Source organism: Sphingomonas sp. NY01 (genome assembly GCF_038809135.1).
GTDB classification, from domain to species: Bacteria; Pseudomonadota; Alphaproteobacteria; order Sphingomonadales; family Sphingomonadaceae; genus Sphingomonas; species Sphingomonas carotinifaciens.
Genome location: NZ_CP101722.1, coordinates 1,555,209 through 1,572,096, shown reverse-complemented (window position 1 = coordinate 1,572,096; position 16,888 = coordinate 1,555,209). Strand labels below are relative to the sequence as shown.

Below are 16,888 nucleotides of genomic sequence, written 5' to 3'. Positions count from 1 at the left end.
TGCCCAACCGGCCGCGCCGCTCGGCTCCCTTCCGCATTACCGGGCAGGGAGGCGCCAAGGCGCTGCAAGGGTGAGGGCGACGGCAAAAGCGAGTAATCGAGATGGCCACCGATCCCATCGCCGCCCGGCCGATCCTGCCCACCGCCCCCACCCGCCCGGTACGCTGGTACACGCTGCTTACCTACGGCGCGAACGACGTTATGGGCGCCGGCTCGATGGCGGTCATCTCCACCTGGATCCTGATCTTCTATACCAGCTTTTGCGGCCTGTCCGCGGCGCAGGCGACGATCATCTTCGGCGTCGCGCGCGTGCTGGATGCGTTCACCAGCCCGCTGATCGGCCATGTCTCCGACAATATCGGTCGCACTTGGCTCGGCCGGCGCTTCGGCCGCCGCCGCTTCTTCATCCTGGCCGCTATCCCGCTCCTGCCTTCCTTCGCGATCATGTGGGTCGCGGGGCAAAGCTTCTGGTATTATCTCGTTACCTACGTCCTGTTCGAGATGGTCTATGCGATGGAGATCATCCCCTACGAGACGCTCGCCAGCGAGATGGCGACCGATTACCGGACCAAGGCGAAGTTCGCCGGCGCGCGTATCCTGTGCGGGCAATGCTCCGCCATCGCCGCCGCCTTTCTGCCGGCCTGGCTGATCGGCTGGCTGGGGCCAGATTCGCCCGACACCTATCTCTACATGGGCATCATCTTTTCGGTGCTGTTCATGATCGCCGCCGGCCTTCTCTACACCTTCAGCTGGGAACGGCAGCGCCCGCCCGAACTCGCCGCCGCCGAGGAGCGCGACCGGCCGACGCTCGGTGCGGCCTTCGCCGCGCTCTACCGCAACCTGTTCTCCACGCTGCGCATCCGCGCCTTCCGGCTGCATCTCGGCATGTATCTGGGCGGCTATATCAGCCAGGATATCTACAACGCGGCCTTTACCTATTTCGTGATCTTCGCGCTTGCGGGCTCGACCGCGATCGTCGGGCAACTGGTCGGCGTGACCTATATCGTCCAGCTCGTCGCCGTCGTCATCGCGATCAACTTCGCGCTGCGCCTGTCGCCCGCCGCCGCCTACCGCTTCGCCACGCTCAGCTTTGCGATCGGCGTGCTGATCTTCCTCGGCATGTATATGGCAGGCTATACCGCGACCTCGGCGCTGTTCTGGCTGCCCGTCGTCTTTGCCGGCCTCGGCCGCGGGGCGCTCAACTACATCCCCTGGGCGACGTACAACTACATGGCCGATGTCGACGAGATCGTCACCGGCCGCCGGCGCGAGGGCGCCTTTGCCGGCGTCATGACCTTTGTGCGCAAGATGAGCCAGGCCGCCGCCGTCATCCTCGTCGGCCAGGTCATGCAGGCATCGGGCTTCGTGTCGAAGGCCAGCGTGCAGAGCCCCACCGCGATCGCCGCCATCGTTGGCGTCCTTGGCCTGGGCACCATCGCGATGCTCGTCTTCGGCGCGCTCGTCTCCACCCGGTTCCGCCTGACGCCCGCCACCCATGCCGTTCTGCTTGACGAGATCGAACGGCTGCGCGCCGGCGGCACCCGCCCTGCGACCCCCGATACCGGCCGTATCGTCGAGGATCTGTCCGGCTGGCGCTATGACCAGCTTTGGGGCCGCAACCCGGTCGCGGCGAAATGATCGCGCTCGCCCTTGCCCTTCTCGGCAGCGCCCCCGTCGCCCCCAGGCCCCTCTACCGCGATCCCGTCCACGACGGCGCCGCCGACGCCTCCACGACATACGACCCCAGGACCAAAGAATGGGTGATGTTCTACACCAACCGCCGCGCGACCCTGCCGCTGGCGGACGAGCAGGATGTGCGTTGGGTCCACGGCACCGCGATCGGCATCGCGCGGTCAAGGGACGGCGCGCATTGGCGCTACGCCGGCACCGCGGCGATCCCCCGCGCGTGCACGGGCGAGACGCTGTGGGCCCCCGAAGTGCACCGGATCGACGGACGCTGGCACATGTGGGTCACGGTCGTCCCCGGCATCTTCCGCGACTGGAACCACCCCCGCTTCATCCAGCATCTGACCAGCGACGATCTGGCGCGCTGGACCTGTGCCGACCGGCTCGACCTCGGCTCGGACCGGGTGATCGACGCCAGCGTCCTGCCGCTTCCCACCGGCGGCTATCGCCTGTGGTTCAACGACGAGCGCGGCAACAAGGCGATCCGCTATGCCGACAGTGCGGACCTGACCCACTGGACGGTCCGCGACACAGTCGTCGACACGCCCGGCGAGGGGCCCAAGGCGTTCCGCTGGAAGAACCGCTGGTGGCTGATCTCGGACGCGTGGCAGGGCCTGCTCGTCCTGCGCTCCGACGACGGCGTGCACTGGACCCGGCAGCCCGGCCATATCCTCGGCGATCCCGGCACCGCCCCCACCGACCGCGCCAAGGGGCAGCATCCGGACGTGATCGTGTCCGGCGACCGCGCCTATCTGATCTACTTCGTCCACCAGTCCGGCGAGGCGGAGGCGCGGGGAAACCCCGACTGGGGCCGCCGCACCGTGTTGCAGATCGCCGAGATCCGGGAACGGGACGGGCAGCTGTCGGTGAACCGCGACGCGCCCACCCGCGTGCGGCTCGCCCGCCCCTGACGCATCAGTCGCCGGTCACCTTGGCCGGGCCCAGATCGCCCAGCCCCACCGTCCCGCTCGCCAGGCTCAGCATCGCGTCCAGGCTCTTCTTGGCATTCAGCCGCAGCCCTTCCTCGATCTCGATCCGCGGCTCCAGGTCGCGCAGCGCGATGTAGAGCTTCTCCATCGTGTTCAGCGCCATGTACGGGCAGATGTTGCAGTTGCAGTTGCCGTCCGCCCCCGGCGCGCCGATGAAGCGCTTGCCGGGCATCGCCTTTTCCATCTGGTGGATGATGTGCGGCTCGGTCGCGACGATCAGCGTGTCGCCGGTCACGGTGGCGGCATATTCCAGGATGCCGCGCGTCGACCCGACATAATCAGCATGGTCGAGGATCACCGCCGGGCATTCGGGGTGCGCGGCGATCGGCGCGGTCGGGTACTGCGCCTTCAGCTTCAGCAACTCGGTTTCGCTGAACGCCTCGTGCACGATGCACACCCCCGGCCACAGCAGCAGATCACGCCCCGTCTTGCGCGCCAGATAGCCGCCCAGATTGCGGTCCGGCCCGAAGATGATCTTCTGCGCCGGATCGATCTTCGCCAGAATCGTCTCGGCCGACGACGACGTGACGATCACGTCCGACAGCGCCTTCACCGCCGCCGAGCAGTTGATGTAGGTCAGCGCGATGTGATCGGGATGCTGCGCGCGGAACTCCGCGAACTGCTCGGGCGGACAGCTATCCTCCAGGCTGCACCCGGCATCCATGTCGGGCAGGATCACCACCTTGTCGGGGCTCAGGATCTTGGCCGTCTCCGCCATGAAGCGCACCCCGCAGAATGCGATCACGTCCGCATCCGTCGCCTGCGCCTTGCGGCTGAGATCGAGGCTGTCGCCGACGAAATCGGCAATGTCCTGGATTTCGGGCTTCTGGTAATAATGCGCCAGGATCACGGCGTTACGCTCGCGACGGAGGCGGTCGATCTCGGCGCGGAGGTCCAGGCCGGTCAGATTCGTCTGAATGGTCATGATGCGTTCCCTAGCACCTCTTCCACGGAACGCGAGGTGTCCCAGCGTTCGGTCGACGGCGTGGGCTCGTCGGCGAAGCGCACCTTCACCTGCGCATCGACGCCGGCCGCGCGCAGTGGCATCGCAAAGCTGCGCTCCACCGCCCGCCGCGTCGAGTCCCGCGCCAGCCGCATCGGCGTCGCGTCGCGCGCCTGCCGCACCAGTTCGGCCAGCCCCGCCTTGCGGTTCGCCGCGTCCAGCCGCTTCTCGGCGTCGGTAAAGGTGGTGAGCAGGCCCCCCGATCCATACTCCTTGATCGCGCCCAGCTCGACCTGCGGCCCGTCGATCTCGACCGGCGGCAGCGTCACCGACAGGGTGCGCGTATTCGCGTCCCACGCCACATCGCGCTGCTGCAACTTGCCCAGATCGACCTCGTAGCGGACGGTGCCCGGCATGATCAGCGTCTTTTCCGTCGAAAAGCCATATTGCGCCTGTTGCGAGGTCACCACCGCGACATAGCGCGCGGCAAAGGCGGACAGCCGGTTCTGCTCGCGCATCCCCTCCAGACTGGCCCGCGCGATCGTCACCGGATCGGGGGTCAGCCGCTCGGTCACGTAACGCTGGATGCACCACATCGCGATCAGCACCGCCAGCACCAGGATTACGACCACGCCCGCCGCCTTGGCCAGAAACGCGGCAATGCCCCCGCCCCGCGCCGGGGTCGCACTCACGCTGCGATCGTCCACGTCTCGCCTTCCTCCCTTACCAGTCCGCGGCCTCGCAGGTCGTATAGATGCGCCAGCACCGAACGCGCCGCCGCCGGCCACAGCTTGCGGTCCAGCCCTGCATACATCCGCGCGACCATCGCTGGCACCTCATGCCCTTCGGCGCGCAACAGCCGCAATATCTGCCCCTCGCGCGCCCGGCGATGGCCCAGCATGCCGCGGACCAGCCGCCGCGGATTTTCCACCGCCTCGCCGTGCCCCGGATAATAGATGCGGTCGCCCCGCTCCATCAGCTTTTCCAGGCTGGCCATATAGGCGGTCATGTCGCCATCGGGGGGCGAGACGATGGTGGTCGACCATCCCATGACGTGATCGCCCGAAAACAACGCGCCTGTCTCGATCAGGGCGAATGCCAGATGGTTGGAGGTGTGCCCCGGCGTCGCTACCGCCTCCAGCGTCCATCCGGTGCCGGCGACCCGCTCGCCCTCACCCAGCACCCGGTCGGGCACATAGTCCGCATCGAAAGCCGCATCCGATCGTGCGCCGGCATCGCTCGGCCCGAAGGGGGCCGCGCCAACGATCGGGGCGCCGGTGATCGCCGCCAGGGGTCGGCTCGCCGGGCTATGGTCGCGGTGGTGGTGGGTGATGACGATCGCCACCACCCGTCGCCCGCCGATCGCCGCTACCAGCGCAGCCAGATGTTCGGGATCGTCCGGGCCGGGATCGATCACCGCCAGATCCTCGCTGCCGACGAGATGCACCTGCGTGCCCGTATGCGTGAAGGCGGACGGATTGGGCGCCAATATGCGCGTGACCAGCGGCTCGAGCTGGATCGGGAGGCCGGTCGGATGCTCTGCCATGCCCGGCGATGTGGCAAGCGGAGGCGCCGGACGCAAGCCCGCCGCCTCCGGTGCCGCGCTCACTCGTCGTCGGACGCCATCTCGCTGCGCATCTCGACCATCGCCTCGTCGATCCCGGCGAGCGCCGCACGCCGCTGCTCGCTGCTCATGTCGCGCTGGGCACGGATGCTGGCGCGCGCGGTGTCCAGGCTGGCGAGCGCACTGGCCATGGCCTGGGCACGGATCGCCTTGCTCTTGGCGGCAACCCGCGCCCCCTCGGCGGCGGCCGCCTCGATGCGGTTGGTGCAGACTACCATGGTGCGCTTGCCGCCCTTGGACGACTGGATCACCATCTCGCGGCGCGATCCGCCCATGCCTGGGCCGCAGTTCCGCTCGACCACCTGGGGAACGTTCGGCATCGGCGGCATCGCGGGCATTGGCGGCATCGGCGGGTTTGCCAGATGGGCCATGGATGGCGTGGTCGGCACGGCCGGCACCGCTGGCATGACGGCAATGGCCGGCGGCACGGGCGGGATCGGGGCCGGATGCTTTGCCAGATAGTCTTCGGCCGCCTTGCCCTCATATTCGGTGCGCTTGCCGTCCTTGACGATCACGACATGCGTCCGGCCCTGCTTGACCGCGGGAACCGGCGGCGGGGTCGGCACCGTTGCCGGCGCGGCGATCGCGGGTGCACGGTCGATCGTCGTCAGCGTGACGCCCGTCGCCGCCTCGATCCGGCGGGTCACGGCGGCCGCGGCCTGCGTCCCCGATGCGGTCACAAACAACCCGGTGGTGACGACGCCCACCACCGCCGCGGCCCCCGTCATCAACCGCGTGCGCGACAGCCGCGTGTTCGACAGCATCTTCAGCCGCCCCTTCAGGTCGCTGATCGTATGCAGGTGGCATGCCGCCGAGATCGCACCGCCATGCGCCGCCTTCACAATGGCACAGGCATAGATGTGGCGATCCGCGCGGCTGCGCCCGGCCAGCACGAGTGCGTCGTTGGCCAGTTCCTGGTCGCAGCGAAAGGCGCGAAAAGCCCGCCACGCCAGCGGGTTGAACCAGTGCATGGCCAGCACGCCCAGCGCGACCCAGTTCGCCGCCAGATCGCCGCGCTGATGATGGCCCAGTTCGTGCGCCAGCGCCAGTTCGCGCTCATCGGCGTCGTAGCGCTCGGCAAAATCGCGCGGGAACGCCACGAAGCGGCGCCCGACCCCGAACGCCAGCGGCCCGGAGGCGCCCGCGCTTTCGATCACGCGCACGCCGTCCACCTCGTCCACCATCCGCGCATCGCCCAGCAGGCGGCGGCAGAAGCGGCGATGCCGCATCAGGTGCACCAGGAAGAACGCCGCCGCACCCAGCGCCCAGCCGCCCCACAGGATCAGCGTCCACGGCACGGCCGCCGCCTCGGGCGCGCTGATCGCCGCCGTCGCGGCCGGCGTCGCCTCGCTGACCGGCAGCACCAGTCCGCTCACCGCCTCGCTCGCGCGGCTGATCGGCATGGCGACATGACTGCGCCATTCGGCGGGCAATGGCGGCAGCATCAGCCGCAGCGCGGGCAGCGCCCACAGCGCATAGGCGATCTGCGGCCCGAATACGCGGCGCACCGGGCGACGCACCATCAACACCATCGCCATCAACAGGGTGGAGGCGATCAGGGCTTCGACGATCCAGGCGATCATGACTTCAGCTCCTTCAACAGGGCTTCGATCTCGGCGATGTCATCCGCGCTCAGTGCGTCGCGCTCGGCCAGATGCGCGACCAGCGGGGTCAGGCGGCCGCCGAACAGCCGGTCGATCAGCCGCCGCGACTCGCCCTCGACATAGTCGCCACGCGCCACCGCTGGCCGATACAGGTAACGGCGACCATCCTCCTCATGGACGATCGCCTTCTTGGCGAGCAGCCGGCCGAGCAGCGTCTTGACGGTGTTGGCGCTCCAGCCACGGTCGGGGTCCACCCGTTCGGCCACGTCCTGCGCGGTGAGCGGCGCATCGTCCCACAGCACCTCCATCACCGCATGTTCGGCATCGCTGATGCGCTCGGCCACGACTCGCTCCTCTTATCGACTACGCATGTAATCACATCGATTACGAGCGTAGTCAATGCCGGGCGGCGGCCACAGCCCGGATGCTCCTTTCGCTATCCTATCGTAGGATACGGCACTCCTTGCCGCGGTTCCGCCAGGCGTCCAGCGCCTTGCGATCGTCACGCACCGCGCGCAGTGCCCCCAGCAGCGCTTCGCGCGCGCGGCGGTCGTCCTCGCCCGCGGGCCGGGGTGGAAGCTCGGTCATCCTTTGCCCCCGAAAGCAAAGGGCGGATGCTATCGGCACCCGCCCCGTTCATCGTCAGTTCGCGGCGTCGGAGCCTTCGAACAACTGCGCCAACTCGCCGCTCTCGTACATCTCCATCATGATGTCCGATCCGCCGACGAACTCGCCGTTGACGTAAAGCTGCGGGATGGTCGGCCAATCCGAATAGGTCTTGATCCCCTGCCGGATGCCCTGGTCCTGCAACACGTCGACGCTTTCGAATTCGACGTTCAGGTGGTTGAGGATCGCGATCGCGCGGCTGGAAAATCCGCACTGCGGAAACAGCGGGCTGCCCTTCATGAACAGCACCACGGGGTTCTGCTTGACCAGCGCGTCGATGCGGGCCTGGGTGTCGTCGGTCATGTCGATCATCCTTGGGGAAGTGCAGTGGTAAGTTGAAGCGCGTGGAGTTCGCCGCCCATGCGGTCGCCCAGCGCGGCATAGACCGCGCGGGTACGCTGGACGCGGTTCATGCCTGCAAAGCTGGCCGCGGTCACCCGCGCGGCATAATGATCGCCGTCACCGGCCAGGTCGGTGATCTCCACCTCGGCATCGGGAATGCCGGCGCGGATCAGCGTGGCGATATCGTCTGCGGCCATCGGCATGGTTCAGCGGCTTTCCATTAATTGGCGGCGGGCTTCCACCGCCTGTTCTTCCAGCGCGCGGCGCACGGTGGGCTCGTCGGCTTCCACCCCCGCCGCGGTCAGGTCGCCGACCAGCTTGCGGATCACGTCCTCGTCGCCGGCTTCCTCGAAATCGGCCTGCACGACCGCCTTGGCATAGGCGTCGGTTTCCGCCGGGGTCAGTTGCATCTGCTTCGCCGCCCATTGCGCGACCAGGCGATTGCGGCGGGCGGTAATGCGGAACAGCATTTCCTGATCCCGCGCGAACTTCGCCTCCTCGGCGCGCTCACGGTCGTCGAACATGGTCATGCGGCAGTCCCCTTTTCATTCTACCGGCGAGATAGGGGGCACGGGGGCCGGACGCAACGCCTGCCATGCGCGGGCGAGGGCGATGCGACGAAGGGTGGAACCAAGGTCCATTTCACAGGTATGTTAGATACGGGATGTCCACAACGACACCAAAGGAGAGAGACCATGACCCGCCATTTCGGCCCCGCGCCCGCGCTCAACCACTCGCCGCCGGTCATGGTGGGCTTTGCCTTCGGCGCGCTGATCTCGCTGGCACTTTGGGCCACGATCGTCGCCCTGGTACTTGCCGTCGCCTGAGCCGCTTGCGGCCGCGTCAGGCCAGTTCGACGACCAGCTTTCCCGTCGCGCCACGCGCCGCCAACCGGGCGATCGCCCGCCCGCCATCCTCCAGCGCGAACCGCTCGGTCACCCGCGGCGCGATTCTACCTTCCGCCCATAATGCCATCAACGTCGCCACATGCGACCGATTGGCCTCCGGATCGCGCGCCGCGAATGCGCCCCAGAACACGCCGCACACGTCACAGCTTTTCAGCAGCGTCAGGTTCAGCGGCAGGCGCGGAATACCCGCCGGGAAGCCGACCACCAGATAGCGCCCTTCCCAAGCGATCCCACGCAGCGCCGGCTCGGCATAATCGCCGCCGACCGGGTCTAGGATCACATCCGCGCCGTGTCCGCCCGTCGCCGCCTTGAACGCATCGGCCAGTGCGCGCGACTGGTCCTTGTCGAACGGCGCTTGGCCATAGACCAGCGTGTCGTCCGCGCCTGCCGACCGGGCCACCCGGGCCTTTTCCTCCGAAGACACCGCGGCGATCACCCGCGCCCCCAGTGCCTTGCCCAATTCGATCGCCGCCAGCCCGACGCCACCGGCCGCACCCAGCACCAGCAAGGTCTGCCCCTCGCGCAGCCGTCCGCGATCGACCAGCGCATGGATGACGGTGGCATAGGTCAGCAGCAGCGCCGCGCCCTCCGCGAAATCGCGCTCCGCCGGCAGCGCGAACAGCCGCGGCGCATCCACCACCACCCGCTCCGCCAGACCGCCGAACCCGGTCACCGCCAGCACCCGGTCGCCGACCGTCCAGCCCTCGACGCCCTCGCCAACCGCCTCGATCACACCGGAAATCTCGCCACCCGGCGCGAAGGGGCGCGGCGGCTTGATCTGGTACCTGTCCTCGATGATCAGGACATCCGGGTAGTTGATCGCGCAGGCATGGACACGCACCACCACCTGGCCGCGCCCGGCCACCGGGTCGGGCAGGTCCGCCAGATCCAGCGTGTCAGGTCCGCCGATACTCCGCGACAGCAACGCCCGCATAGCCACTCCTCCCGGCGATCCACGGGCGATGATCGTCCATCGTCCCTTCGAACCGGCCAATGGCTTCATCCTGTGCCAGCGTCAGCCCGATCTCGTCCAGTCCTTCCATCAGGCACCGGCGCCGGAACGCATCCAGTTCGAAGGGGAAGCGATCCTGGAACGGCGTGGTCACCGTCATCGATTCCAGGTCGACGGTGATCGGCTGCTCGCGCGCCACCTCGACCAGCCGGTCGATCGCCGCCTGCGGCAGGACGACGGGCACGATGCCGTTCTTGAACGCGTTGCCCGAGAAGATGTCCGAAAAGGACGGCGCGATCACCGCCCGCACGCCCATGTCCGCCAATGCCCAGGCGGCATGTTCGCGGCTCGACCCGCACCCGAAATTGTCACCGGCGATCAGGATCGGCGCGCCGGCATAGCGCGGATCGTCGAAGATGTTGCCCGGCTGCGCGCGCACCGTCTCGAACGCGCCGCGGCCCAGGCCCGCGCGGGTGATCGTCTTCAGCCAGTGTGCCGGGATGATGACGTCGGTGTCGATGTTCTTGGCACCCCAGGGATAGGCGGTGCCCGACACGGCAGTGACCGGTTCCATGGCTCAGCGCTTCGCGGCGACGCTCGCCGAGGGTCGTGCCACGCCGGCGGTATAGGCGGCCACGCCGCTGGCCACGGCACCGGCGACCAGCAGAACAAGAACGCGCTTCATCACACTTCTCCCATCAATTCACGGACGTCGGCAAGGCGTCCGGTGACGGCCGCGGCGGCGGCCATCGCGGGCGATACCAGATGCGTGCGCGCACCGGGACCCTGCCGACCGACAAAATTGCGGTTGGAGGTGGAGGCACAGCGCTCGCCCGGCGGCACCTTGTCCGGGTTCATCGCCAGGCACATCGAACAGCCCGGCTCGCGCCATTCGAACCCGGCCTGCACGAAGATGCGGTCCAGCCCCTCGGCCTCCGCCTGTCGCTTGACCAGCCCCGAGCCGGGCACCACCAGCGCCCGCACCCCGTCCGCCACGTGCCGCCCGTTCGCCACCGAGGCGGCGGCGCGCAGATCCTCGATCCGGCTGTTGGTGCAACTGCCGATAAAGACATGCTGCACGCCGATGTCCTGCATCGCGGTGCCGGGTGTCAGCCCCATATATTCCAGCGACTTGCGCGCCGCCGCCTGTTTGGACGGATCGGCAAAGCTGTCGGGATCGGGCACGGCGCCGGTGATCGGCACCACATCCTCCGGGCTCGTCCCCCAGGTCAGCGCCGGGGCGATATCGGTCGCGTCTAATACCACGCTGCGGTCATAGCGCGCGCCCGCATCGCTCGGCAGCGTGCGCCACCAATCGACCGCACGCTCCCAGTCCGCGCCCTTGGGCGCCATCGGCCGCCCCTTGAGGTAGGCAAAGGTCGTCTCGTCCGGCGCGATCAGGCCGGCGCGCGCGCCCCCCTCGATCGACATGTTGGCGATCGTCAGCCGCCCCTCGACCGACAGGTTGCGGATCACGCTGCCGGTGAATTCGATGACATGGCCGGTGCCGCCCGCCGCCCCGATCCGCCCGATGATCGCCAGGATCACGTCCTTGGCCGACACGCCAAAGCCCAGCGTACCCTCGACGCGCACTTCCATGGTCTTCGACGGCGACAGCAGCAGCGTCTGCGTGGCGAGCACATGCTCCACCTCCGACGTGCCGATCCCGAAGGCGAGCGCGCCCAGCGCCCCATGCGCGGAGGTATGGCTGTCCCCGCACACCAGTGTCGTGCCCGGCAGGGTGAAGCCCAGTTCCGGCCCGACGACATGGACGATGCCCTGCTCGGCGGCGGTCGCGTCGATATAGTCGATGCCGAATTCGGCGGTGTTCCGGCGCAGCGCATCCAGTTGCTGCGCGCTTTCCGGATCCGCGATCGGCAGCAGGCGCCCGGCGGCATCGGTGCGCGGCGTCGTCGGCAGGTTGTGGTCCGGCACCGCCAGCGTCAGTTCGGGCCGCCGCACCCGGCGTCCGGCGGCGCGCAGCCCCTCGAACGCCTGCGGGCTCGTCACCTCATGGACGAGGTGACGGTCGATATAGAGCAGGCAGGTGCCGTCGTCGCGCCGTTCCACGACATGCGACGCCCAGATCTTTTCGTACAGGGTCTGCGGATTGGTGGCCATGATGGCCGCCCGTTAACGCAAATCGCGCGCCGAACCAAGGGGCGGCGCAAGTATGTTGCGGAAATCGCCGCCCATGTTGCGCGCCCCCCCAATCCCGCTCAGGCCGCGATCGCCACCTCATAGGCCGCCGTGGTCTTCGCCGCGACCTCCTCCTGCGTCACGCCCGGCGCCAGCTCGATCAACCGGAACGCGCTGTCATGATCGGGGCGCTGGAACACCGCCAGATCGGTGACGATCATGTCCACCACGTTGCGCCCGGTCAGCGGCAGGGTGCAGGCGGGGATGAACTTCGCGCTGCCGTCCTTGGCGTTATGCTCCATCACCACGATGATCTTCTTGACGCCCGCCACCAGGTCCATGGCGCCGCCCATCCCCTTGATCATCTTGCCCGGGATCATCCAGTTGGCGATGTCGCCATTTTCCGCGACCTCCATCGCACCCAGCACCGTCAGGTCGATATGCCCGCCGCGGATCATCGCAAAGCTCTGCTCGGACCCGAAATAGGCGCTTTGCGGCAGCTCGCTGATCGTCTGCTTGCCGGCGTTGATCAGGTCGGGGTCGACCGCGTCGTCATAGGGAAACGGGCCGATGCCCAGCATGCCGTTTTCGGACTGCAACGTCACCTCGACCCCGTCGGGGATATGGTTGGCGACCAGGGTCGGAATGCCGATGCCCAGATTGACGTAGAAGCCGTCGCGGAGTTCCCTGGCCGCGCGCGCGGCCATCTGGTTGCGATCCCATGCCATGTCATTGCTCCCCTGCGGGTGTCCAGCGAACCGCTGGCGGAAAGATGTCGTCGACGCCGCCCTTCAGCGCCGATCCGTAGACGGGGTTGGGCAGCACGAACCACCCCGCGCCCCAGCGACCGGCGATCGGCGCGGCCATCACGGCCGCCCGGCGCTGCACCGGGGTCAGCCCGGCGTTGAACAGGTCGGAAAAGTCGGTTAACTGGTCGCCACCCATCGCGATCACGCAGTAGCGCCGCGCGATGGTCGCGCGCCGACCATCCTTTTTCGACCCGTCGGCATCGTCGCCCGCCAGGAACAGCGTTTCCCCGTGTCGCGCCGGACCCAGCCCCACGCCCTCGATCGCTGCTTTGGTCTGTGCGGCATTGCCCACCGCGCGGTTGGTGTTGAACACCACCGTCACGCCCATCGCGCGCAGTGCGTCCAGCCCCATCTTCGCACCCGGCACCGCCGCCACCTGAGTCGCGCCCGTCCGCTCCCACGCATCCCAGCGCTTCTGGTCGAAGGCACGCCCGCCGACCGCATCATATTCGAAGCCCAGGTTCAGCAGCACCGTCTCGTCCACGTCGAACACGGCGGCATAGGGCTTGGCCCCACAGGCCACATAGCGAGGATCGGAAAGCGTCGCGCCCGGCGCCAGTACCACGCTGTCCGCCGGCCGCGCCTTCACCGTATCGCGCGCATAGCGGACCAGATCGTTCCACGCCTGCACGCTGATCGCGGCACCCTCGCCGGACCCGTAGAGATACTGGAACTGTGCCGGCGCGCCCGCCGGCGCCACCGGAGCCGCTACCGCGGCACCGGCGGGCGAGGGCAGCGCGGTCATCCCGGTGATCGTCAGCGTCTGCCCGTCGACCTGATAGGTCTGTCCCGGCTTGGGCAGCGCCGCCACCGGCTCGGCGCGCCGCGACGCACAGCCGGCGAGCAGCACCGCCGCAGCGGCGCCGATCGCGATCCGCGCCTTGCCTGTCACGCCGCCGGCCGCTCGCGCACGGTGCGGAACTCGATCTTCTTGTCGTACGGGCTGCCGACGATCATCCGCTTCACATAGATGCCCGGCAGGTGCACCTGATCGGGGTCCAGCGTGCCCACCGGCACCACTTCCTCCACCTCGGCGACGCAGATCTTGCCCGCGGTCGCCATCGGCTGGTTGAAGTTGCGCGCGGTCTTGCGAAAGATCAGGTTGCCCGCCTCGTCCGCCTTCCACCCTTTGATGATCGACAGGTCGGCGCGGATACCGCGCTCCAGGATGTAATCCCCTCCATCGAAGCTCTTCACTTCCTTGCCCTCGGCCACCAGCGTGCCGACGCCCGTCTTGGTGTAGAAGCCCGGAATGCCCGCGCCCCCCGCCCGGCACCGCTCGGCAAGCGTGCCTTGCGGACAAAATTCCACCTCCAGCTCGCCACTCAGATATTGCCGCTCGAACTCCTTGTTCTCGCCGACATAGCTGGAGATCATCTTCTTGACCTGACGGGTACGGAGCAGCTTGCCCAGCCCCTCGCCATCGATGCCGGCATTGTTGCTGGCGATGGTCAGCCCGGTGGTGCCCGCCGCCTGGATCGCGTCGATCAGCCGTTCCGGAATACCGCACAGGCCGAACCCGCCCGCGCAGATCGTCATGCCGTCGAACAGCAATCCGTCTAGCGCTGCGGCCGCATCGGGATAGAGTTTGCGCATGCTGGTCCCTCTCGTTTGTGCCCGCGTTAGGCGGCGGGCCTGATCCCGGTCAACCCATCGCTTGGCAGCGGCCCGGCTGCCGCGCTAGGCTGCCTGTCATGACCAAGCGTACCGGTGGCCGCATCCTCGTCGACTCGCTTCTGGCGCAAGGATGCGACCGCATCTTTACGGTGCCGGGCGAAAGCTTCCTCGCGGTGCTGGACGCGCTGCACGATACGCCCGCGATCGATCTCGTCACCTGCCGGCAGGAGGGTGGCGTGACCTTCATGGCCTGTGCGGACGGCACGCTCACCGGCCGCCCCGGCATCGCCTTCGTCACGCGTGGTCCCGGCGCCACCAACGCATCGATCGGCGTTCATGTCGCGCGGCAGGATTCGCAGCCGATGATCCTGTTCATCGGTGATGTCGACCGCGGCACCCGCGACCGCGAGGCCTTTCAGGAAATCGACTTCCAGGCGATGTTCACGCCCATCGCCAAATGGGCGGCACGGATCGACGATGCCCGCCGCATCCCCGAATATGTTGCCAGGGCCTATGCCACCGCGATGAACGGGCGCCCCGGTCCGGTGGTTCTCGCCCTGCCCGAGGATATGCTGTGCGACATGGTCGAGGCGACGGATCGGCTCCACGTCGAACGCTGCGACCAGTTTCCCCCATCCGTCGCGCCGGTGCTGGAGCAGCTGCGCGCCGCCCGCAACCCGCTCGCCATCATCGGCGGCGCCGGTTGGAACAGTGCAGCCAGTGCCGCCTTTGCCGGGTTCGCCCGCAACTGGGGCCTGCCCGTCGCTGCCGCCTTCCGCCGTCAGGACGCGATCGACAACATGGCACCGGTCTGGGCCGGCAATCTCGGCTACGGTCCCAACCCCCGGCTGGTGGAGCGTGTCCGCGCCGCCGATCTGCTGCTGGTCGTCGGCCCCCGGCTCGGGGAGGCGACCACCGATGGCTACACCCTCGTCACCCCCGACCATCCCGGCCAGACGCTGATCCACGTCCATCCCGATCCCGCCGAACTGAACAGCGCCTACCGCGCCGACATCGCGGTCTGTGCGGGCATGCAGGAATTCGCCGACGCACTCGCCGCGGCCGAACCGCCGATCGAACCCTCCCCTGCCGCGGCGGAGGCGCATGCCGAATGGCAACGCTGGTCTACGCCTGCCCCGCGCGAGGGCGTCGCCATGGACCTCGGCCCCTGCGTCGCCGCGATGCGCGAGGCGCTTCCCGCCGACACGATCATCTGCAACGGCGCCGGCAATTACTCGGGCTGGTGGCATCGCTACTGGCCCTATGCCGGCCCCGGGTCGCAGCTTGCGCCGACCGCCGGCGCGATGGGCTACGGCGTCCCCGCCGCGGTCGCCGCCGCGCTGCGCCACCCCAAACGCATGGTGGTCGCACTCGCCGGCGATGGCTGCTTCCTGATGAACGGGCAGGAACTCGCCACCGCGGTCCAGCATGATGCGCAGATGCTGGTCATCATCGTCGACAACGGCGCCTATGGCACGATCCGCATGCATCAGGAGCGGGAATATCCCGGCCGCGTCGCTGCCACCCGCCTCGCCAATCCCGACTTCGCCGCCCTTGCGCGCGCCTATGGCTGCTGGGCGGAAACCGTGGAGCGGACGAAGGACTTCGCCCCTGCGCTGGCGCGTGCACAGCGGGAACGCGGCGTCCGCCTCCTCCACTGCCGGACGGATGTGGAGGCGATCACCCCCGCCGCCACGCTGGCCGCGATCAGGCGGCGACCGGCAGGGTGACGCCCGGCAGCGCCTCGAACGCGGGGCTTGCCAGCAGATAGCCCTGTACCAGGTCGATCCCCAGCGAACGGACCGCATCCAGTTCGCCGCGCGTCTCGATCCCCTCGGCGATCACCGTCACGCCCAGCCTGGCGCACAGCCCCACCATCGCCTCCACGATCATCCGGCGCGGCGCGCTGCTGTCGATGCCGCGCAGCAACTCCATGTCCAGCTTGATGAAATCGGGGCGGAAGCGGGCGAGCAGGCCAAGTCCGGCATGGCCCGCGCCGAAATCATCGAGCGCGGTCACGAAGCCCATCGCCTGATAGGTGTCGATGATGTTTTGCACATGCGCGGCATCGGCCATGCGCTCGGTTTCGGTGAATTCGAACATCAGCCGGTCGATCGGCAGGTGGTTCGCCGCGGCCGTCTTCAGGGTCAGCTGGATGCAGGCCTTTGGCGAATATACCGCATTGGGCAGGAAGTTGATCGACAGCTTTGCGCCATCCGCCAGCAGGCCCGCCGCCACGGCGCGTTCGATCGCCGCCACCCGGCATTGCTGGTCGAAAGCATAGCGATTCGCGTCGGTGACGCGCCCCAGCACCTCGGCCGCCCCCGCGCCGTCACGCCCCCGAACCAGCGCCTCATAGGCCCAGGTCCGCTCCGTGCGCATGTCTACGATCGGTTGAAAGGCCATCGACAGCGCGAAATCAGGCGCGTCGCCGGATCGACAGGCGACACAGGCGCCGACCCGGTCGAAGGTGTGCGACATTTCCATGGCGCCACCGTTAGCGGCGAAATGCTTAACATCATCCTGACCAACCGATCGCGTCATCGCCGCCCCCCCGCCATCCCTGCGCACAAGACACCCGCGCATAACAAAACGGCCGCCCCGGCATAT

General features: G+C 68.2%; 20 protein-coding genes. 4 read left to right on the top strand and 16 right to left on the bottom strand.

All coding sequences use genetic code 11. The annotated features are described in order from the left end of the window. Positions 1 to 101: 101 nt before the first annotated feature. Positions 102 to 1,637 carry an MFS transporter gene (locus tag NPJ82_RS07795; protein ID WP_267350923.1) on the top strand — a complete coding sequence of 512 codons (1,536 nt, stop codon included), beginning with the start codon at positions 102 to 104 and terminating at the stop codon, positions 1,635 to 1,637. Continuing rightward, entirely contained in the window at positions 1,634 to 2,596 is a 963-nt protein-coding gene (locus NPJ82_RS07790; RefSeq protein WP_342658902.1) for a glycoside hydrolase family 43, read from the top strand. Before NPJ82_RS07795 ends, NPJ82_RS07790 begins: the two co-directional genes overlap by 4 nt. Before the next feature lie 4 nt (positions 2,597 to 2,600). Here NPJ82_RS07790 and nadA read toward each other — a convergent pair whose 3' ends face one another. The 9 genes from nadA to NPJ82_RS07745 form a co-directional block, all read right to left on the bottom strand. Next, on the bottom strand, positions 2,601 to 3,599 hold the full coding sequence (gene nadA, locus NPJ82_RS07785) for a quinolinate synthase NadA (protein ID WP_342658901.1): 999 nt from the start codon (positions 3,597 to 3,599) through the stop codon (positions 2,601 to 2,603). Next, complete coding sequence (locus NPJ82_RS07780) at positions 3,596 to 4,324, bottom strand: DUF4230 domain-containing protein (protein WP_342658900.1); 729 nt, start codon at positions 4,322 to 4,324, stop codon at positions 3,596 to 3,598. Before NPJ82_RS07780 ends, nadA begins: the two co-directional genes overlap by 4 nt. Then, positions 4,306 to 5,163: an MBL fold metallo-hydrolase gene (locus tag NPJ82_RS07775; RefSeq protein WP_342658899.1), complete on the bottom strand. Its 858-nt coding sequence runs from the start codon at positions 5,161 to 5,163 to the stop codon at positions 4,306 to 4,308. The genes NPJ82_RS07780 and NPJ82_RS07775 overlap by 19 nt, the downstream gene beginning before the upstream one ends. A gap of 59 nt (positions 5,164 to 5,222) precedes the next feature. Next, positions 5,223 to 6,824, bottom strand: coding sequence for a M56 family metallopeptidase (locus tag NPJ82_RS07770; RefSeq protein ID WP_342658898.1), 1,602 nt, complete (start codon positions 6,822 to 6,824; stop codon positions 5,223 to 5,225). Beyond that, positions 6,821 to 7,189: a BlaI/MecI/CopY family transcriptional regulator gene (locus NPJ82_RS07765; RefSeq protein WP_112382351.1), complete on the bottom strand. Its 369-nt coding sequence runs from the start codon at positions 7,187 to 7,189 to the stop codon at positions 6,821 to 6,823. Before NPJ82_RS07765 ends, NPJ82_RS07770 begins: the two co-directional genes overlap by 4 nt. Positions 7,190 to 7,286: 97 nt before the next feature. After that, positions 7,287 to 7,433 (bottom strand): hypothetical protein, encoded by a 147-nt coding sequence (locus tag NPJ82_RS07760; RefSeq protein WP_342658897.1) that lies wholly within the window; start codon positions 7,431 to 7,433, stop codon positions 7,287 to 7,289. 54 nt (positions 7,434 to 7,487) lie between these two features. Next, complete coding sequence (grxD, locus tag NPJ82_RS07755) at positions 7,488 to 7,814, bottom strand: Grx4 family monothiol glutaredoxin (protein WP_112382636.1); 327 nt, start codon at positions 7,812 to 7,814, stop codon at positions 7,488 to 7,490. A gap of 5 nt (positions 7,815 to 7,819) precedes the next feature. Then, positions 7,820 to 8,056 carry a BolA family transcriptional regulator gene (locus NPJ82_RS07750; RefSeq protein WP_149681557.1) on the bottom strand — a complete coding sequence of 79 codons (237 nt, stop codon included), beginning with the start codon at positions 8,054 to 8,056 and terminating at the stop codon, positions 7,820 to 7,822. A gap of 3 nt (positions 8,057 to 8,059) precedes the next feature. Then, entirely contained in the window at positions 8,060 to 8,383 is a 324-nt protein-coding gene (locus NPJ82_RS07745; protein ID WP_112382353.1) for a DUF1476 domain-containing protein, read from the bottom strand. Positions 8,384 to 8,548: 165 nt separating this feature from the next. On the opposite strand from NPJ82_RS07745, the gene NPJ82_RS07740 reads away from it, so the two are divergent. After that, on the top strand, positions 8,549 to 8,680 hold the full coding sequence (locus NPJ82_RS07740) for a hypothetical protein (RefSeq protein WP_342658896.1): 132 nt from the start codon (positions 8,549 to 8,551) through the stop codon (positions 8,678 to 8,680). 16 nt (positions 8,681 to 8,696) lie between these two features. Here the strand turns inward: NPJ82_RS07740 and NPJ82_RS07735 are convergent, their stop codons facing one another. The 6 genes from NPJ82_RS07735 to NPJ82_RS07710 all read right to left on the bottom strand — a co-directional run bounded on the left by NPJ82_RS07735 (position 8,697) and on the right by NPJ82_RS07710 (position 14,257). Then, positions 8,697 to 9,695, bottom strand: coding sequence for an NADPH:quinone oxidoreductase family protein (locus tag NPJ82_RS07735; protein WP_342658895.1), 999 nt, complete (start codon positions 9,693 to 9,695; stop codon positions 8,697 to 8,699). Further along, positions 9,658 to 10,287, bottom strand: coding sequence for a 3-isopropylmalate dehydratase small subunit (gene leuD / locus NPJ82_RS07730; protein WP_112382354.1), 630 nt, complete (start codon positions 10,285 to 10,287; stop codon positions 9,658 to 9,660). The genes NPJ82_RS07735 and leuD overlap by 38 nt, the downstream gene beginning before the upstream one ends. Positions 10,288 to 10,397: 110 nt before the next feature. After that, positions 10,398 to 11,834 (bottom strand): 3-isopropylmalate dehydratase large subunit, encoded by a 1,437-nt coding sequence (leuC, locus tag NPJ82_RS07725; protein WP_342658894.1) that lies wholly within the window; start codon positions 11,832 to 11,834, stop codon positions 10,398 to 10,400. Between the two features lie 98 nt (positions 11,835 to 11,932). Then, a complete protein-coding gene (locus NPJ82_RS07720) occupies positions 11,933 to 12,580 on the bottom strand; it encodes a 3-oxoacid CoA-transferase subunit B (protein ID WP_149681559.1) in 648 nt (215 codons plus the stop codon). Position 12,581: 1 nt separating this feature from the next. Further along, on the bottom strand, positions 12,582 to 13,406 hold the full coding sequence (locus NPJ82_RS07715) for an HAD family acid phosphatase (RefSeq protein WP_342658982.1): 825 nt from the start codon (positions 13,404 to 13,406) through the stop codon (positions 12,582 to 12,584). A 143-nt stretch (positions 13,407 to 13,549) separates the two neighbouring features. Then, positions 13,550 to 14,257: a CoA transferase subunit A gene (locus tag NPJ82_RS07710; protein WP_342658893.1), complete on the bottom strand. Its 708-nt coding sequence runs from the start codon at positions 14,255 to 14,257 to the stop codon at positions 13,550 to 13,552. Positions 14,258 to 14,355: 98 nt separating this feature from the next. Between NPJ82_RS07710 and NPJ82_RS07705 the strand changes: the two genes are divergently transcribed. Next, on the top strand, positions 14,356 to 16,008 hold the full coding sequence (locus tag NPJ82_RS07705; RefSeq protein ID WP_342658892.1) for a thiamine pyrophosphate-binding protein: 1,653 nt from the start codon (positions 14,356 to 14,358) through the stop codon (positions 16,006 to 16,008). Here the strand turns inward: NPJ82_RS07705 and NPJ82_RS07700 are convergent. Further along, on the bottom strand, positions 15,986 to 16,684 hold the full coding sequence (locus NPJ82_RS07700) for an EAL domain-containing protein (RefSeq protein WP_342658981.1): 699 nt from the start codon (positions 16,682 to 16,684) through the stop codon (positions 15,986 to 15,988). The two genes, NPJ82_RS07705 and NPJ82_RS07700, sit on opposite strands and share 23 nt — an antisense overlap. Positions 16,685 to 16,888 lie beyond the last annotated feature (204 nt).

What these genes read in the sequence shown, in the direction of transcription:
- NPJ82_RS07745 (WP_112382353.1), bottom strand. Translation starts at nt 8,383, where the DNA reads ATGACCATGTTCGACGACCGTGAGCGCGCCGAGGAGGCGAAGTTCGCG.
- NPJ82_RS07760 (WP_342658897.1), bottom strand. Translation starts at nt 7,433, where the DNA reads ATGACCGAGCTTCCACCCCGGCCCGCGGGCGAGGACGACCGCCGCGCG.
- NPJ82_RS07735 (WP_342658895.1), bottom strand. Translation starts at nt 9,695, where the DNA reads ATGCGGGCGTTGCTGTCGCGGAGTATCGGCGGACCTGACACGCTGGAT.
- NPJ82_RS07775 (WP_342658899.1), bottom strand. Translation starts at nt 5,163, where the DNA reads ATGGCAGAGCATCCGACCGGCCTCCCGATCCAGCTCGAGCCGCTGGTC.
- NPJ82_RS07740 (WP_342658896.1), top strand. Translation starts at nt 8,549, where the DNA reads ATGACCCGCCATTTCGGCCCCGCGCCCGCGCTCAACCACTCGCCGCCG.
- NPJ82_RS07795 (WP_267350923.1), top strand. Translation starts at nt 102, where the DNA reads ATGGCCACCGATCCCATCGCCGCCCGGCCGATCCTGCCCACCGCCCCC.
- NPJ82_RS07720 (WP_149681559.1), bottom strand. Translation starts at nt 12,580, where the DNA reads ATGGCATGGGATCGCAACCAGATGGCCGCGCGCGCGGCCAGGGAACTC.
- nadA (WP_342658901.1), bottom strand. Translation starts at nt 3,599, where the DNA reads ATGACCATTCAGACGAATCTGACCGGCCTGGACCTCCGCGCCGAGATC.
- NPJ82_RS07700 (WP_342658981.1), bottom strand. Translation starts at nt 16,684, where the DNA reads ATGGCCTTTCAACCGATCGTAGACATGCGCACGGAGCGGACCTGGGCC.
- NPJ82_RS07710 (WP_342658893.1), bottom strand. Translation starts at nt 14,257, where the DNA reads ATGCGCAAACTCTATCCCGATGCGGCCGCAGCGCTAGACGGATTGCTG.
- NPJ82_RS07750 (WP_149681557.1), bottom strand. Translation starts at nt 8,056, where the DNA reads ATGCCGATGGCCGCAGACGATATCGCCACGCTGATCCGCGCCGGCATT.
- NPJ82_RS07790 (WP_342658902.1), top strand. Translation starts at nt 1,634, where the DNA reads ATGATCGCGCTCGCCCTTGCCCTTCTCGGCAGCGCCCCCGTCGCCCCC.
- NPJ82_RS07715 (WP_342658982.1), bottom strand. Translation starts at nt 13,406, where the DNA reads ATGACCGCGCTGCCCTCGCCCGCCGGTGCCGCGGTAGCGGCTCCGGTG.
- NPJ82_RS07705 (WP_342658892.1), top strand. Translation starts at nt 14,356, where the DNA reads ATGACCAAGCGTACCGGTGGCCGCATCCTCGTCGACTCGCTTCTGGCG.
- NPJ82_RS07770 (WP_342658898.1), bottom strand. Translation starts at nt 6,824, where the DNA reads ATGATCGCCTGGATCGTCGAAGCCCTGATCGCCTCCACCCTGTTGATG.
- grxD (WP_112382636.1), bottom strand. Translation starts at nt 7,814, where the DNA reads ATGACCGACGACACCCAGGCCCGCATCGACGCGCTGGTCAAGCAGAAC.
- leuC (WP_342658894.1), bottom strand. Translation starts at nt 11,834, where the DNA reads ATGGCCACCAATCCGCAGACCCTGTACGAAAAGATCTGGGCGTCGCAT.
- leuD (WP_112382354.1), bottom strand. Translation starts at nt 10,287, where the DNA reads ATGGAACCGGTCACTGCCGTGTCGGGCACCGCCTATCCCTGGGGTGCC.